At 45.4% G+C, this 15,695-nt stretch carries 19 protein-coding genes; all 19 read right to left on the reverse strand.

Annotated elements, in window-relative coordinates:
* Window positions 1-41: 41 nt before the first annotated feature.
* The 19 genes from AC0VZ8_RS22925 to AC0VZ8_RS23015 all read right to left on the reverse strand — a co-directional run bounded on the left by AC0VZ8_RS22925 (window position 42) and on the right by AC0VZ8_RS23015 (window position 15,670).
* Complete coding sequence (locus AC0VZ8_RS22925; protein ID WP_475484505.1) at window positions 42-263, reverse strand: hypothetical protein; 222 nt, start codon at window positions 261-263, stop codon at window positions 42-44.
* Complete coding sequence (locus tag AC0VZ8_RS22930) at window positions 196-432, reverse strand: hypothetical protein (RefSeq protein ID WP_475487805.1); 237 nt, start codon at window positions 430-432, stop codon at window positions 196-198. The genes AC0VZ8_RS22925 and AC0VZ8_RS22930 overlap by 68 nt, the downstream gene beginning before the upstream one ends.
* 63 nt (window positions 433-495) lie before the next feature.
* Window positions 496-1,269 (reverse strand): class I SAM-dependent methyltransferase, encoded by a 774-nt coding sequence (locus tag AC0VZ8_RS22935; protein WP_475484506.1) that lies wholly within the window; start codon window positions 1,267-1,269, stop codon window positions 496-498.
* A 58-nt stretch (window positions 1,270-1,327) separates the two neighbouring features.
* On the reverse strand, window positions 1,328-2,167 hold the full coding sequence (locus AC0VZ8_RS22940) for a transglutaminase domain-containing protein (RefSeq protein ID WP_475484507.1): 840 nt from the start codon (window positions 2,165-2,167) through the stop codon (window positions 1,328-1,330).
* 182 nt (window positions 2,168-2,349) lie between these two features.
* The gene (locus AC0VZ8_RS22945; protein WP_475484508.1) at window positions 2,350-2,718 is read right to left on the reverse strand and encodes a hypothetical protein; all 369 of its coding nucleotides are present in this window, start codon (window positions 2,716-2,718) and stop codon (window positions 2,350-2,352) included.
* 28 nt (window positions 2,719-2,746) lie between these two features.
* The gene (locus AC0VZ8_RS22950; RefSeq protein ID WP_475484509.1) at window positions 2,747-3,415 is read right to left on the reverse strand and encodes an ATP-binding cassette domain-containing protein; all 669 of its coding nucleotides are present in this window, start codon (window positions 3,413-3,415) and stop codon (window positions 2,747-2,749) included.
* Between the two features lie 11 nt (window positions 3,416-3,426).
* Window positions 3,427-4,812, reverse strand: a complete 1,386-nt coding sequence (locus AC0VZ8_RS22955) for an ABC transporter permease (RefSeq protein WP_475484510.1) — start codon at window positions 4,810-4,812, stop codon at window positions 3,427-3,429.
* Window positions 4,813-4,898: 86 nt separating this feature from the next.
* Entirely contained in the window at window positions 4,899-5,987 is a 1,089-nt protein-coding gene (locus tag AC0VZ8_RS22960; RefSeq protein ID WP_475484511.1) for a sensor histidine kinase, read from the reverse strand.
* Window positions 5,984-6,661, reverse strand: a complete 678-nt coding sequence (locus tag AC0VZ8_RS22965; RefSeq protein ID WP_475484512.1) for a response regulator transcription factor — start codon at window positions 6,659-6,661, stop codon at window positions 5,984-5,986. The genes AC0VZ8_RS22960 and AC0VZ8_RS22965 overlap by 4 nt, the downstream gene beginning before the upstream one ends.
* Before the next feature lie 600 nt (window positions 6,662-7,261).
* Window positions 7,262-7,807 (reverse strand): NUDIX hydrolase, encoded by a 546-nt coding sequence (locus AC0VZ8_RS22970; protein ID WP_475484513.1) that lies wholly within the window; start codon window positions 7,805-7,807, stop codon window positions 7,262-7,264.
* A 32-nt stretch (window positions 7,808-7,839) separates the two neighbouring features.
* On the reverse strand, window positions 7,840-8,322 hold the full coding sequence (locus AC0VZ8_RS22975) for an 8-oxo-dGTP diphosphatase (protein ID WP_260066049.1): 483 nt from the start codon (window positions 8,320-8,322) through the stop codon (window positions 7,840-7,842).
* A gap of 69 nt (window positions 8,323-8,391) precedes the next feature.
* Entirely contained in the window at window positions 8,392-8,964 is a 573-nt protein-coding gene (locus AC0VZ8_RS22980; RefSeq protein ID WP_475484514.1) for a hypothetical protein, read from the reverse strand.
* A gap of 389 nt (window positions 8,965-9,353) precedes the next feature.
* Window positions 9,354-9,812, reverse strand: coding sequence for a DUF4830 domain-containing protein (locus tag AC0VZ8_RS22985; protein WP_475484515.1), 459 nt, complete (start codon window positions 9,810-9,812; stop codon window positions 9,354-9,356).
* 112 nt (window positions 9,813-9,924) lie between these two features.
* Window positions 9,925-10,716 (reverse strand): Gfo/Idh/MocA family protein, encoded by a 792-nt coding sequence (locus AC0VZ8_RS22990; RefSeq protein WP_475484516.1) that lies wholly within the window; start codon window positions 10,714-10,716, stop codon window positions 9,925-9,927.
* Window positions 10,717-10,720: 4 nt separating this feature from the next.
* Window positions 10,721-10,945, reverse strand: coding sequence for a Gfo/Idh/MocA family oxidoreductase (locus AC0VZ8_RS22995; RefSeq protein WP_475484517.1), 225 nt, complete (start codon window positions 10,943-10,945; stop codon window positions 10,721-10,723).
* A 113-nt stretch (window positions 10,946-11,058) separates the two neighbouring features.
* Window positions 11,059-11,949 carry a serine hydrolase domain-containing protein gene (locus AC0VZ8_RS23000; protein WP_475484518.1) on the reverse strand — a complete coding sequence of 297 codons (891 nt, stop codon included), beginning with the start codon at window positions 11,947-11,949 and terminating at the stop codon, window positions 11,059-11,061.
* A 76-nt stretch (window positions 11,950-12,025) separates the two neighbouring features.
* Entirely contained in the window at window positions 12,026-12,616 is a 591-nt protein-coding gene (locus AC0VZ8_RS23005; RefSeq protein ID WP_475484519.1) for a class I SAM-dependent methyltransferase, read from the reverse strand.
* Between the two features lie 388 nt (window positions 12,617-13,004).
* Window positions 13,005-13,754, reverse strand: coding sequence for a 3'-5' exonuclease (locus tag AC0VZ8_RS23010; protein ID WP_475484520.1), 750 nt, complete (start codon window positions 13,752-13,754; stop codon window positions 13,005-13,007).
* A gap of 533 nt (window positions 13,755-14,287) precedes the next feature.
* Window positions 14,288-15,670 carry an MBL fold metallo-hydrolase gene (locus AC0VZ8_RS23015; RefSeq protein ID WP_475484521.1) on the reverse strand — a complete coding sequence of 461 codons (1,383 nt, stop codon included), beginning with the start codon at window positions 15,668-15,670 and terminating at the stop codon, window positions 14,288-14,290.
* Between the last annotated feature and the right edge of the window lie 25 nt (window positions 15,671-15,695).

The raw sequence follows: 15,695 nt of genomic DNA on the forward strand, positions 1-15,695 counted from the left end.
AGCATCTTATAGCGCCAAACGACAACCATGTTACTCCCCGTTTACTCCTTACTCGTTGCTTCAATCCATCGAACGATAACTTCTCTTAATTGTTCTTTCTTCTCCTCCAGATCGTTTAAATTCAATATTTTCACGATTGCCCGATCATTAGAAGCCCATTCCAATAGCGTATCCTCAGGCAGGGCTCCCTTGATGTCATGCGTTTGAACTTTTGCCCCACAATGAAAAATGATGCGTAAGAAGCCTTTCCCTTGTAAATTCAATGTGATACGGTCTTCCCCCTGAACGCAGAAGCTGGGTGCATTCCATTTGATCTGCTCGGCCATCGACGCTTAATATGAAGCTTCTTACTTCCTCAATTTCAGCCTTTAGTGGATGCTCAAGATGGTGAAGATACTCCACGACTTGTTCGTGACCTGATAATTTGGCCATCCATAGCTCCTCCTCATATATGATGGGATTCGAAGAAACTCACTTTACCCATGCAGACTACGTTCATGATTTCCTTGCGGTCAAGATCGGCTGATAGAAGCCCGATTCGGAAGGCATATGCCACATGATATCGGTAAATCCCGCTTCCACCAATTTTGTGCTTAACTCCGACCTCAATAAAGCTCTATAGGATGTGCTGTTGACTTGAGTCTTCCATGACCCGTCAATCTCTTGCACAATAAATTGGTTGGTTATATAGTGATGCCCGGCTTCTGTCCAATCCCACACTTGAAAAACGATCCGTTTTCCTTCATCCATAACTCGGGGCAACGTGGCACGCTGTCGATTCTGCAGGATCTCGTCATAATCCCGAATGGACAATATAAGTAAACCATTGCTTCGAAGTTTGGCATAGAGATTGCGGGATGCCTCTCTTAAATCTTCATCAGACAGTAAATGGGGGATCGCATTGTCAGCAGACAGAACAACATCATATTGCCCAGGGATATCTTGCTCCAGCGAGCGGAAATCCGCGACGCCAAAATGAACATGAACCCCCAACTTATCTGCTTCCTTTTTGGCACGTTCAATGGATTTGGGACTAAGATCCGTAGCCGTTACGGTAAAATTATGCTGCGCTATTCCCAAAGCCTGTGTTCCTATTCCACATGATGCATCCAGGAGATGAATCGGATCCTCGTGTTCCACTGCATGTAACGAACGAATAAATCGATTGAAGAAATCACCCTGCCATTGAACCGCCTCATACCAATCCTTAAATATCAAATGATATGTATCCGCAAGACCTTCGTAAAAATCCAAGCTGGTGTCCTTCAATACAATCCCCTCCTACGAACAAAGCATGTTTTTATACAAGTAATGTTAATAACGATAACTATGCCATAACCTTCTTATCTCTTGGTTTATCCATTATGGTGGATGGATGACTCCAAAAGTTTTGCGGGTTTCTACTAATTTGTACGCTTTGATGTTCAGGTATTTCTCTCATCAGTTCAATTGGAGTAAAGTGCTCCGGCAATAAGGCACAATAGTCTTTCTCCATACGAGCTTCATAATTGTATTCACTATCAACAGGACTATAAAACCAAAACATATTTTTGGCCATATAACCTTTATAAAAAATGCTCCAGTCTGTCTCCGTCGATTCACCATTAACCCAGACGGGCTGATTGGAAGAAAGGCGTTCCCGAAATTCCTCTAAACTAAGAGGAATTCTACTATCATCGGTAAGATAGCAATTCCATGAGCCATCCATGCAGACCCATTTGCTCAGCGTATTAGAATAAACAAGTGTGACCACGTGGCTATCCAAATCATATGCATCATAGGATCTGCAATGAACTCTGCGAGATTGGAACCCTAGGCTCAAGAGCACTTCATTCAAGACAGTAGCAATCACATAGCAATTCATCTGGATAGGTCCTGAATCTGAAAGCCCCAAGACATGTAATGCATTAACTTGCTCCGGCGGGCTCACATTCCCATGTGGAAGCCGTTCATTCACCCATTGCGTTAGATTTCTAATTTGTGATAGCTCATCTCCCGTTCCTGCTACCCGTTCCAAAAGATACTTTTCTCTCAAAAGAGTCAAATCTTCGTGTGAGCTAGGTTGGTACCCATACGCTATACGCTTCTCGTCTGTATCCATCTCGTATTCTGCTAATTGTAAGAGCTTCAGATAATATTCATGAAATTCTTTCATATACCCAAACAAGAATATCGCCTCAATTCCAAATAGAAGAATTTTCCTTTCCTCTATAATAGATGATTTGTGCCCGGGAAGGAACCAAAAAGAACCTCCAATTGGGGAGGTTCTTTTTGGTTCCTTTTACTGCGGACTCACGATTGACCCAGGATCCATCCCTGGTCCTGTACTTCTCAAATTCCACACTTCTACTAATTCTGATTATTCCGGAACCACTCCTCAAAATCTTCCCCGTCCGACTCAACGGATCGATCATTTGAGGAAGTAGAGCCCGCCTGCTGCCGTGCGAAGGTAACATGGCTTGGTTGACCCGCAGCATTCTTCTGCAGCATCCAACCAAGAGTCCCGAGGATGACAGCAAACAACACATACTGTGCACTGTTCGACATATAGAAGTTCACAATATCATACTCGCTTCCACTCACGCTGATCTGATTCTGTTCCATCATGCTGGAAATGTAGCCGTGCGACTCCAACGCTGCCCAAGTCGCATACAGCGTTAACAAGCCGGCAAGTACGTACAGAATGATGCTGAAGCCGTGTATTTTCTTTTTGCTCATTTAGGTTCAGCCTTTCTATATAAACTAATTAAGATTTGATATAGAGCAATTTCCCTTCCGAGAGTCCCCACACCTCGTCTGCTACCGATGTGACTTTTTTGGAATGGGTAACAATAATGACGCATTTTCCATGATCATGTGCAAGGGACATCAGAATATTCAACACTTCGGCTTCCGTATCCCGATCCAAATTCCCGGTCGGCTCATCGGCAATGACAACATCCGGATTGTGCGACAAGGCGCGTGCAATGCCTACACGCTGCTGTTCTCCCCCCGACAGCTTCAATATTCGACGATCTGCCGTATCCCGGTTGATCCCCACTCTTTCCAGAAGCGAATAGGCAAACGCCTTTTTGTCCTTTTCCTTACTGCCGCTTATATTCATGGACAGCACAATGTTCTCGACGGCCGTCGCCGTAGTGAGCAGATTAAAGCTTTGAAAAATAACGCCGATGCTCTTCGCTCGGTAATAGTCGCGGTCGAGCGACTTCAGACTATCTCCTTTATACAAGATCTCCCCGTTCGCACATACGTCCAGACCGGAGAGGAGCGACAGCAAGGTGGATTTGCCCGAACCGGATTTTCCTACAATGGTATACACTTTGCCGTTCTCAAACGCCACATTGACGTTTTTCAAAACAAGCTGCTTTGCACCCTCATAGCGATACGACACATTCTGTAAGGCTAATACACTCATGATTCATGCTCCTAATTCCGTTCCATCAAAATTTTGATGGGTTCGTATTTTGTAATTCGGCTGATACTCATCATGCTGGAGACCGCTGCTAACAGCAGTGCTATAAGTGCAATTTGTAAAAGGGTATCCATTCCCAGCCCGACATCGATTTGGCTGATCGGCGGGGCTGTTACGTTACTCATATTGCTCTGTCCCCCGACCATCAGAAATTTACCGGGTCCGCTTGCGGCTTTTGCCTGTTCCGCTGCTTCGATCTGATTCTGCAGAATGGTATTGGCCGTAGGCTGAGACAGCGCACTTCCAATGACCAGCCCGACAACAAGGCAGACGGCCGTAATCATAAGCGCCTCGCTTATGAGTCCTGCAGCGACTTTGCCTTTTTTCATCCCCATCGCCCGTAGAACCCCGATCTCATATTTCCGCTCCCTGATCGTGATGGAAGACAACAGCGCAAGGATAATCGAACCCAGAATAATCACAACAATCATAAATGTTAAGAAGATTCCCTTCATCGCTTCGACCGGGCCAACAACCTTGGCATAACTCTCCTCATCGGTGCTTACCGTATAGGAACCAGGAAGCCCTTTGTCACGCAGCTCCTTTTCGAACTCAGGTAATAGATCCGGACTTTTCATGTAATAAGTTGCCTGAATGTTGACTGCACTTGCTGACGATGGATCATCCCCCATCACCGTATCAAAACTCGTCAAAATTTCGTTGCGGCGGTTCATAAAACTCATCTCCATGGGCATGTCCCCGTATTCTGCAGTAGAGTCCAGATAGATTCCGGTAACGGTCAATGTATACGGATTGCCTTCACCCATCACGCTATTCACCTCAATCGTATCCCCGACCGAGATATCGTTCAGCTCTGCAAACTCCTTGCTCACGATACTTTCATAGGGCTCCTTATAGATTTCGCCTTCCGTGATGGATCTCTGTCCATCCGCGAATTCGGCAAGGGTCTCCAGGTTAGAATTTCCCACAAGTTTCATCGTAGGATTGCCTTTGGACGCTCCGCCGGGCCCTTGAAGCTTGATATTTCCGCCCTTTGGATCGTTATCCTGATCCACCGCTTTGACGGTATCACTGACACTCGGCACGACGGCGGAAAAGGTGCTTTGACTCAGGTATTCGGATTCCGCAAATTCCAAATATTGCTCCGATGTGACTTTTTCGTAATCTGGCCCCTTGTTGTACATTTGTTCCAGATCGGGAGCTATGCTGACTTTGGATCCAAACTGTGTTTTATAGTCGTCAATGATCCTGCCTGACGTGTTGTTAATAATCAGCGAGATGACGGTCGCAATGATGATGACCAGGACGATGATCCCCATCAGCAGGTTTCTTCCCTTGTTTCGGCCGATGTTTTTCATGGCATGTTGAAAGATGTACATGGTTATCCTCCCTTTTGTTATTGGCCTAAGATGCAGCGAAGCGGTTCACTGCCACCCTGGACAATCCCATTCTAATGAATGCCATGTTAATCTAATGTTAAGGCCTCCGGGAAAATCATATAAAATGTAGTGCCTCTAGCGCCTCTATTCTCTACCCAGCACAATCCGTCGCAGAGCTCGCACACATGGCGTACCAGACTCAGTCCGATGCCGTAGCCGTCTTTCTTGAGTTTGCCGACCCGATACTGGTAATCGAACAGCTTCTCCTGCTCCGCTTCGTCAATGCCTTCTCCTCCATCGGAGACCGCTATAATCACGCTGCCCTTCCTGTTGCATACCGACACATAGATTTCACTGTTCCCGCCGTACTTCACCGCATTGGACACCAGATTGGTGACAGCCCGGCATATCCAGAGCTCCCGCCCTATTATGGTGTTGTTGGCATCGTCATCAAAATCAAAATGGATGTTCGGGTGCAGCCTCCGATATTCATCACATACATTAGCGCACAGAAGGGCTGTATCGACCAATTCCATGGTCGTATTTTCTTTGGAGGCACTCAATGTCAAAATATCGTCGAGGCTGTCCGTAACCTTATCCACCTCTTCCGTCAGTTCCCCATGGTCTGAAAGCTGCAATTTGGCTCGGAGCAAGGAAAGGATATTCTTCTGCTCATGCGTCACGTAAGCACTAAGCCGGACGTAATCCAGAGTGTACGCTTCGAATTTACTCTTAATCTCTTGATATGCTTTAACAATGGCAGGATGCTGCTCCATGATGATATGTTCCTCGTCCATGCTGCTTAATTGCTTGGCTAATAGGAGGGCCTGTTTCTCATGCTGGACCTTCAGAATTTTGGACAATACCCAGGTCCCTGTTACGAGTATGCCTACAAGACACAGAATCAAGATAGGAATATGCTGAAGCAGCGCTCCCACATAATAATCCTCCAGGTTTCTCTTGTTGATGATGGACGGCTTCAGATCGAGGAAGGACATACCGCCAAAACTCCCGTTTTGAATGAGCATTGTCACTTTGTTCATGTTCATCATAAATAAATATTTGGGCAGATTGGACTCAGGGACCGTAATGGAGCTAATGAATAAAATGAATGCAAGAATCAGGCAGGCCGTCACCGTAAGGGAATAATACAGTAGAACTCGGCTGACTTTCATCGAGGTTGTCCGCATAACTGATACCCGTTCCCTTTCATGGTAACCAGCAGCCCCTGTCCACCTTGCAGCGTTAATTTTTTACGCAAATTCGCAATATGCACCCTTAGCACCGACGAGAACGGGTCAAAAAACTCATCGTACACATGTTCCGCAATATCCTCGCTGGATACGATATCCGGGCTTCGGCTAGCTAAATACTCCAATATATCAAATTCCTTGGCGGACAATGCGATCTCCATTCCATCTATGTAGGCCTTCCGTGTACGGGGACAAATTCGAATGCGGCCGATATCAATCTCATTCTTCGTTCGCCCATAATAGCGGCGGATGACGGCTTGAATCCGGGCTTCAAGCTCGACAAAATCAAAAGGCTTGATGATATAATCATCGGCCCCCGTGTTTAATCCCAGTGCTCTCTGAACGACTTCATCCCGTGCCGTAACAATAACGATTGGCGTGTCGATATGTTGTTCCCGTAGAAAGGAAAGGATCTCCATCCCGACTTTGTCAGGCAAATTCAAATCAAGCAAAATAGCATCATACCGGTTGGCAAACCCTTTATCTTCACCTTCAAGCCCTTGGTTGGCAACATCGACATGAAACCCGCTTTTTTCAAGCCCGGCTTTCATGACATAGGATAATTCACGATCATCTTCGATTATTAGCAGACGCATCTCTTCTACCACCTCCCCACCATTATACGGTTGCCAATGTTAAATCTACGTTAAGAGAAGCTTAAGATAGACTTACTGCTGTCATAAAAAAAAGACCCTGGAGCATTGGCGCTCCAGAGTCAATGAGATGGCATGGTTTTATTCGAAAATAATAGGAATAAGCACCGTAATCAACAGGGTCAAAACCAAAAATGAAACAGAAAAAATAGAATACCCCGATTTCTTTCGAAACCAGATTAACCCGATCAAAATGGCAATGAGGGGCAACCCGAGTAAAAAATACAAGATATATTTCATAGTAATGCTGCCTGCTAGATAGTTCATGTAGATTATAATGCCGATAGGAATCCAGATCACTGCAAGCAAGAGTCCGTAAGATGAGGGGACCAACACCTTTTGAAGTAATTTGTTCATCGTGTTTTATCTCCGTTATCGATGTATTGTAGTTCTGGTTCATTCCTTCGTCTTTGCAGCTCTTAAATCGTTTAATATGCCCGCGATGGGTGTACCACTTATAAGTAATGATCACCAAAACCCGACCTCAGATATATCCTGTTTAGGTCGAGCCATGTGGTGTTTGAGTATTTGTTTCTAACGAGATTAAATCGCAATTCCCTCTCCCCGATACTGATTTAACCACGCCTCCCTCATCGCTTCATCCATTTCAATCGAGGAACTGATCGGAAGCGGTGTTTGTTCGACCAGTTTACCGTCCTCATATGTACATCGATGATCATAGCAATTCGAATCATGTAGGATGAGTTCGATCGAACCCGGTATATTAGCTGCAATTCCAGCATTTGCATCGTCGGTTATCCAGCTCACTGGTTTCCAATCCAATATTCCTTCAGCTGTCGCGATCGGTGTAGGGTAACTGTAATCCTCAGGCACCTCTGCTAGGTATAAATACATACCACCCGTAATCGAGCCGTTGATGGACCAAGTCACTACGCCTTTAAAGGTTAGACTCCAATCTTGTATATGTGTCTCTTCCTCCAGCTCACGTACCATCGAGTCTCGCGGGGTTTCGTTCGCCTCCAGCTTGCCCCCCACGCCATTCCAGCACCCCATCCAGGGCGGGGAGTTACGATTCAACAATAAAACCTCATCACCGCGCCGAACAAAACAAATATTGTACTTGATCATCTGATAATGGTCCCTCCTCTGGATCGTTGCCCTTATCTCAATCTTCTGATCTTCTCATCGATTGACTTCTGTCCATCCTCATCCCAGACAATAGAGATTTCAAAAGTCCCTTCTTCAAAGAATAGGGGAAATCTTCGTTTAAACCAGGGCTGCATAGGTAGATCCATTGCTTCATCAATCGGTACCCAAACGAGCTCACCTTCCGGTGGATCCGCTAACAGCTTGCCTTCAAAAGAGTCCGCCAAATAATTAAACACCATGTAACGATAGTTTGTTTGAGGAACCACATACTCATCTAATCCTTTGTACACCAGGTTTTTCACGATCAGTCCTGTCTCCTCAAAAACCTCACGCACAGCACCTTCTGAAATACTCTCAGGAAACTCCACTTTTCCTCCTGGACCAAGATATCCGGGAAAACCCAGCTTGTCTGGGCGATTGATTAATAACACTTTATCATCTTTTTGGATCAGGCACATTGTGTACATGCCATAAGTTATAGGGGGGCTAGACATTCATTTTCCTCCATCCTGCAGCTGTAAGCTTGCGTTAGACAAACAACCTCTCTTATGTAGTTACATCTACTACTCCCTCGAATACAAAAGTACTCCGCCAGATCCCAGAATAACGAAATGTCGACCAGAAGGCGAAAATCCGCATTTTATTTTTCCATCCAACCGGTTCAAATCGATCATCGCGGCTTGTTTAAGATATTCATAGTTAGGGACAAATATCTGATCCAATATGACGGAAGCCCTTGGCCACCAAGGGTAAATGACTTCCAGCATCCAACCATCGTGCGTAATGTGAGTCCCATCGCCAGACTCAAATCCAAAAATAGAAATGGCTTGTCCGCTCTTCGGAATATGAAAACTCAAGTAGTTCTCGCTAATATGATCTTCGGTTACATCAGAATCCCGCTCTCTGTGAATCAAGGTTCCTGACTTGGCTTGCGTAATGCTGTACCCATTGCTGCTGATTAGAACAAGGTTCTCATCGGCGTCCCACCCGCACGCAATACACCCCGCAGCTGGAATGATAACCTCATGAATCCAAGGATGTGGTGGTTTCGTAGGTTCTTTGGCTTGTGCCTGGTGCAGCAAATCGATCTCAAACTTCGTTCTGATTTCTTTTTTTGAATGCTTAAAAGGGTTCATATCATACTCCCACATTGTTGTATTAAGGCGAATACGCACCCATGAATAAACAATTTCACAGTTTTGGATGATGGTTCATCTCTTGTATTCTTGTGTTAAGTTCATCCAGTGAACGCTGCATGCGTTCCATCCTTCTCAGAGCAGAATATTGATTGCTGATAATTCCGGCCAAGCCAACTATCATAACGAAAATAGTCAAACCGATCATATTTAGAATGCATCCTTTCGTTCTTAGATTCATCTCTAATAATATTAGTTATCAGGCAGCATCGAATCGCGAACCCATTCGTCAAAACTACTAAACATCAACGTCTTCGGCCATTCCACCAACTCTTCATGTTTCCAGGTTAATGCACCTGCGAATGCGATCATGCAATACATCTCAACATTTACAAAGACGGACTACTACCTAACTCCTTGCGATGAAGAATAGGATTCATAACACTTTGATCGATGTGCAATGTTCCATCAACTTGTTCTGCCTCATAATTAAATACCAAATACCCTCCAATAATTTCATTGCCTGACTCCAGTATAAATCCTACAATCTGATTGTACGTCGCTGTTTTCTCTTGCAGGAAGTACCCTGTCTCTGTAACTTCTTGATCCAAAAATCGGGTCAAATCCACATGACCCAATTCTTTAATATCTTTCACATGCGACTTAAAGGATTGTAAAGTATAGGCAGCGTATTTGGTTTCGGACGCAAATCTATCAATGCTCCATCCGTAATTCTGCAAGTAGTTAACATGCTGTTCTTTATGGATTTCTATGACGACCCCATCATTCTCTTTATTACAACCAACAAGGATAACCAACATAAGAATGAAAAATAATTTTAATTTCAATTCCCCTGTCATCTCCTACATCAGGATTATGAGTATCTGAATGAGAAACCTTTATTATGCTTGGGCCGGACAAATAGATTTTGCGCATTTTTCATCCTTTTCTTAATTCCTCCTAAATAAAACGACTACGAGTATCCCATATGTGTGGGTCCAATTTTACCACTGGCGTAAAGGTTGTCGTCAATGCGTACCGCCCACCGGTTTCCGCAGATTGATAGGCGCCGAACAGAATCTCATGCACGTGCAGCTGCTGCTTCGCCGACTGGACGGGCTGTTCACCTGTGCGAAGGCAGCGAACAAAATGGGCAATAACAGTCTCATCACGTTGTTCCGTAATTCGACGAAACGGCACATAACAGTTGTCATTTCCCCGCCAATGGACTGGCTCCGCATCTGTAATGGCATCTCCCAATGTGTGAATAACCAAAGGAAATCCACCGTCATTCAGAGCTACTGTGCCTTGTCGTCCGTAGATTAGCGTATTGTTCTGCTTGAAGGACATCCCCCATAACGAGCGAATAACGGCATGTTGCCCACTTGCAAATTGAAGGATGAGAGTCGCATTATCATCCACATCGCTATTCACTTTCTTACCACCGCCAACGATGCGATTAGGAATCAGCGTGTTGACTTCGGCCATCACACTTGCAGCAGGGCCCAACAAGCCAATCATACGGCTAACGGGATAAGCCAGGCAATCCAGTACCGCACCCCCATGCGCTATAGATTTATCATAATACCAGTTATCGCGCCATGGGCCGGGTAGGGAGAGTTGTGCTTCCGCGCCTGTGATTTTTCCAATGTATCGCTCGTCAATGAAATCGGCAGCAGCTAGAAAGACGGGATTCAAATCAAAAGGCAGGCTCATGAAAATCAGCCCCTTCTCCTCCGCCAGAGTAACCATACGTTTACAATCTTCGAATGTGGTCGCCATCCAAATCTTCCCGGTCCAGCATGAGTCGATAATCGTCATACCATCCGGGAATTCCATATGCCGCTGCCTTCTTCTCCGCATTCTCCAAATGTCTGGAGTATGTTGCTACAATCTGCACGCCTTCAAGGATTGCCGCCTGTTCAAAATAACGATTGCTGACATGACCGCTGCCGATCATGCCAAGCTTAATCTTTTTCATGGACATCACCTGCATCTATGATTTGGACGATCGGGAGCAGCAAGTACAACTTCGCGTGCTCCTGTCATTGAGATATGACCGAGTTCTAGTGGATAAATTAACTGGTACTCCCTTTATAACCGCAAGCACTCGTATAATGTTTCATTAAACATGATCTGATCTTCACTGTAATTCTCCGTATATTTGTTCAACATCCGAACCCCTACCGCACTGAACTCAGGGATAACTACGCAATGACAGCCGGCCGCTCCGGAAGCATAAAACCATTTTTCTTGAAAATACCATCCAAAAATCCGGTGTTGATCTTGAGTTTCAGCCCTTAATTGGTTAATCAAACGAAATACTTCACTGGATAGGAGTTGTCGGTTATGAACGTTTCCCTGATGTAGATGCAGATATCCCCACATCGCCAAATCCTTAGCGCTGGCATACAAATTCCGGTCGCAGCCTTCATCAGATTCTATTCGAATGGATGCATACCCATCCGCAGCTTGAAAATCACATACTAAAAGAGCTTGGGGCACAGTCACCCACTCCGAATGCTTCAGCTCCAGTGGTTTAAATACCCGGTCTGTTATTAATTGAGCGATCGTCTTGCCTGTTATCGCTTTTATTAGTTTTCCTGCGACTTCTTCGCGTTCGATTCGCTGGGGACCAAAGTACTTCGCATTGGTTTTGGTAGCTAAATCTCGGATGGTCACGCCCTTTAAATCGCTAATTGCCATATCCTTAACGATATCAGAGACAACCGTATCGATGGAGATGTTCCCTTCTGTAACCGCTATGGCTGTTGACATGCCAACGTATGACTTTCTGATTGAATATAGATTAAACATCGAATCCCTGGTTACTGGCAATGCACCACGCTTAAAATGATGCTGACCAGAATACCATTCCGTTACGACTTGACCATCTTGAATGATGAACAAAGCTGAGGCAGAAGCACCATACTTCTCCTGAGAAGCTTGTGTATAAGATATTAGTTTCTCGAAAGGATTGCCCATAAAAGTCCCCTTCTAACATCATAACCCGGCCTTTAGAACGTAGGTCGGGTCATATGTTGTATGTTATTCTTTTATATTATTTCGTTGCATAGAGCGATAACCATTGAGGAAGCGCCGCAAGCGGTTTCAGTTTCCAGTTACGAAAATCTTCCAGATCTTGATCAGACAAACGGCTAGCCTCGCCTTTGGATTCATCCACCCAGAACCTACCGTCTACTGCGAACATTTCTTCCATATGTTTAACATTAAAACCGGATGACATCATGGCGTTCAACATATCTTGAATACGCCACTTATACGTTGGTATTTCTCCAAAAGGCCCTGTGGAGTCATATAGATTCACCACATGGATCTTATCTGTAGAGCTGGTTCCAAATGGGCGCATAAAAGGATGAATATCATACATGATGTAAGCCCCATTAGGTTTAAGGACTCGATGGATCTGGGTATACATCGAGTTCAAATCATGAATCCATACATGGACCCCATTCGATGTGTAGACAAAATCATATTCATTGCTCTTGATGCTGCTCAGCTTCATGGTATCGTCACAGATGAACTCAATATCCCATCCATATCTCTGTGCTATAGCTGAGCTGTTCTCGAGCTGCCGTTCCGAAATGTCACATGAAGTGACGTGAGCCCCCATGAGATGAAAAGCAAACACGGCATGATTATCTCCGCTTGAAGGAACACATATCCGTTTGCCCCGAAGGTCTGGGAATGCCTTCATGATCATCGAGAATGTAGTAGGGTGAAACGCGGAATCAGGTTGTTTTATGATGTTTGTAATGACCTCTTCGGTTCGATATCCTACGTATCACGAGTCTGACCATTCGTCCCAGGATCTTTTAACGATATCCGTTTGTCCCTTCATCTTGCAACCTCCCTGCCTGCCAAACGCAAACGCAAGCGTATTCATAGTTAAACATTTATATCGGCTATTATGCTACAACCTACGCCTGACAGGATATGGATAATATATATGTAATTGAACTCTACCACAGAGTATAAATAAAGCTTAGACCTTTGCTGCTCCTTACCTCAATAATCCCTTAAACCAAGGGCGTTATCTGGAACCTTTTGACCACAACCTCTTCTTTGAAATGAATGTCATGTAAATTCCTCGCTTGAAACTCCTCTAATATGCTTAAAAAGATTCGCCCGATCAAAATACTGTCACCTAGCGCATCATGTCGCTTTAGGTCCCGATCATTAACCTTATAGTACTTTATCAAATAATCAGTTGATATGATGCAGTCGATCTCTGGATGCAAGTAAGAGAATAGGGCTTTGGTATCCAAGCAGCGTATGTTCATCATGGGAAGGCCAAATCTGTTGCATTCGGCCCGCAATAGAGGCAAATCAAATTCATAGCCAGCATGAGTCACCAACACGCAATCTTTGATAAATTCGATAAAACGGCTATAAACCTCGTTGAATCTTGGGGCACGCTCTACATTTGTATTATATATGCCGGTAAAACGCTCAACGGCCTCAGGAATGGGCTTTAGAGGCTGAACATACGAGTTGAAGGTTTGGGATTCCTGAACGATACCGTTCTCAATGATAACGGCACCTACCTGCGTGATATGGTCCGTTTCATGATGGATGCCCGTTGATTCCAAATCAAATACACAGTACCTTTGTTTCATAATTTCGTTGACTGCCAAGCCGGAAACGGCATATTCCAAATCGGATAAAAAGCGAATCTCCACCACATATCCCTCCAATTTATCGTGCAGCAATCGATCTACCGAATAGATCGATGCAGAGACTACTTCATTATATGATCGATCTACCAAGACCGCAAAGCATACTCCGGCTTCAGGCCACTTTTTAAGCCCTAGCTTAGTCCTTGACAATCTTCATATTCTTCGCCCTTGCCTGTTTTGTTTGAGTCTAAAACCACATCCTTTGAAGCAATGTGTCTCTGCACATTGTGGCTCACAGTCTAGAGCGTACGTTCTTAATTGGTTTATCCGTTTCTGTGCATAACAAATAATCCTTCTTTGGCGGAAGGATTATAGTTAAATATGGTAGTAACTTGTCTGTAGGGCTCGCTATTACAAGAGGATGGCGTACACGTGATGAAGAAGCTTGTTGGCGCAAGCAATCACGACCACCTTGTAAGGCTTGCTCTTTCCTTTTCTTGTCGAAGTAGTCACATATCCTATGGTAGCGCCTTTACATTCTTATTGGCTTGCATCACCGAGTTCCGCCACGATTGCAGCCTTCAGCTTGTCTCCAACGCCTGGAAAGCTGTTGATCAAGTGTACTTCGCGCAGCCCTTTTCCAGTTCTTGATCGACAACCATCCAAGCAAGAGACCAAAAATTTTAGGATCCTAACGGAATAGGGACGAGCTTCCACTGTACATTGGCGTTGGTATACGTGCTGCTCGTCAATCGAACGAGCCAATTCTCTTCTGTTTTCGAGTGCAGGCGATAGCCGTTCGCTTTATTGTCGATGAATTTCCAGTTTCCGTTGGCATTGGTCAATTTCCATTTGACGTTATCGCTCGTCGTCGTCCCCGACACTTGGTAGACGTCGGAGCCGTCCGGCGACGAATAAAGCCTTGTCCCGAATTTCATATTCTGGATGTAATAGTACCCGCCTCCGGCGTCAATTAGCTGCCACCGGATGTGGTAGCCGCCCCATTGCGAGTCGGAGAGTGCCACATCCGAATTGATCGGCGTATCATTGTACATTCGACGCAAGCCGTTCGTATTCGTCGGATCCCCGGCATGCTCTATGAAATAATACGTCGTCCCTGTGTCTCCCGGACTCCAGTACGCATCCGACGCGGTCGTCCAGTCGTTCGCGCCGTCGGTCGACAGCGTCACATCGGGACCCTTTACGCCGTACTGACCCGTCGTCCAATACGGGATATTCCGCGCTTGCAGCGTGTTGACGATCGTGACGGCAATATCATGCGTGCCGTTGGTGATTAACGCCTTCGTCACCCCGAGACGGTCCAGAAATGCCCCGCTGGCTGCCCACTGATCGACGTCCTTGATCCCGTGATGGCCGACCTTCAGAACCTGAATTCCGTCGAGCTCGCCGTTGCGGTAAGTCATCAGATCGGATTCGGTCAACGACTTCGAGTCGCCCATCATCAGGATGGACTTTGTTCCGTATGTGATCTTGAGCACGAGCGAAGCGTCGTTAACGTTCGTATAATCGTTACTCCCCCCGTTGACTCGCCAGTATAACGGTCCGATCGCCTTAATAATAAGCGGTTTACTGTCATAGGTCGTATTCAGTATATATTCGTCGTCCCAGAGATACTCCATCGTCAAATTGCGATTGTCGGCGGCGTTCTTCAGATTGGCGTACTCTGTATTGGTACGATGAATCGCACCATCGGGATAGTAAATCTTCGTGTTGTCGATCGTAAATCCGTTGTTCAAAAAATGGTCCAAACCACCGATATGGTCGACATGCTGATGGGTTCCGACCACATACTTGACCGAGTCGATGCCCAGACTATTCAGCTTGGACATCAACGCGCTCCCGTTCTGATTGTCAACGACCATCACTTCGCCGTTCGGAAGCTCGAAGATAAAGGAATCGTTTCGGCCGTCATCCTGTGACAGCATATGCACCTTCAACATGCCTGCGGTTGCAGACGCTGCCTGGGGAAACGCGAACGACAACGGAACGGTTAAAGCGAGCACCAGAAAAAGACCGAGTATCATCCTGGAAGCCTTATTCTTCATAGACTGCATCCCTCCTGAATGGAAA

The organism is Paenibacillus sp. QJM3NY_38 (assembly GCF_056173265.1).

What these genes read in the sequence shown, in the direction of transcription:
- AC0VZ8_RS22950 (WP_475484509.1), bottom strand. Translation starts at nt 3,415, where the DNA reads ATGAGTGTATTAGCCTTACAGAATGTGTCGTATCGCTATGAGGGTGCA.
- AC0VZ8_RS23015 (WP_475484521.1), bottom strand. Translation starts at nt 15,670, where the DNA reads ATGAAGAATAAGGCTTCCAGGATGATACTCGGTCTTTTTCTGGTGCTC.
- AC0VZ8_RS22965 (WP_475484512.1), bottom strand. Translation starts at nt 6,661, where the DNA reads ATGCGTCTGCTAATAATCGAAGATGATCGTGAATTATCCTATGTCATG.
- AC0VZ8_RS22975 (WP_260066049.1), bottom strand. Translation starts at nt 8,322, where the DNA reads ATGTCTAGCCCCCCTATAACTTATGGCATGTACACAATGTGCCTGATC.
- AC0VZ8_RS22995 (WP_475484517.1), bottom strand. Translation starts at nt 10,945, where the DNA reads ATGAAAAAGATTAAGCTTGGCATGATCGGCAGCGGTCATGTCAGCAAT.
- AC0VZ8_RS22955 (WP_475484510.1), bottom strand. Translation starts at nt 4,812, where the DNA reads ATGTACATCTTTCAACATGCCATGAAAAACATCGGCCGAAACAAGGGA.
- AC0VZ8_RS22930 (WP_475487805.1), bottom strand. Translation starts at nt 432, where the DNA reads ATGGCCAAATTATCAGGTCACGAACAAGTCGTGGAGTATCTTCACCAT.
- AC0VZ8_RS23000 (WP_475484518.1), bottom strand. Translation starts at nt 11,949, where the DNA reads ATGGGCAATCCTTTCGAGAAACTAATATCTTATACACAAGCTTCTCAG.
- AC0VZ8_RS22945 (WP_475484508.1), bottom strand. Translation starts at nt 2,718, where the DNA reads ATGAGCAAAAAGAAAATACACGGCTTCAGCATCATTCTGTACGTACTT.
- AC0VZ8_RS22990 (WP_475484516.1), bottom strand. Translation starts at nt 10,716, where the DNA reads ATGGTTACTCTGGCGGAGGAGAAGGGGCTGATTTTCATGAGCCTGCCT.
- AC0VZ8_RS22970 (WP_475484513.1), bottom strand. Translation starts at nt 7,807, where the DNA reads ATGATCAAGTACAATATTTGTTTTGTTCGGCGCGGTGATGAGGTTTTA.
- AC0VZ8_RS22980 (WP_475484514.1), bottom strand. Translation starts at nt 8,964, where the DNA reads ATGAACCCTTTTAAGCATTCAAAAAAAGAAATCAGAACGAAGTTTGAG.
- AC0VZ8_RS22960 (WP_475484511.1), bottom strand. Translation starts at nt 5,987, where the DNA reads ATGAAAGTCAGCCGAGTTCTACTGTATTATTCCCTTACGGTGACGGCC.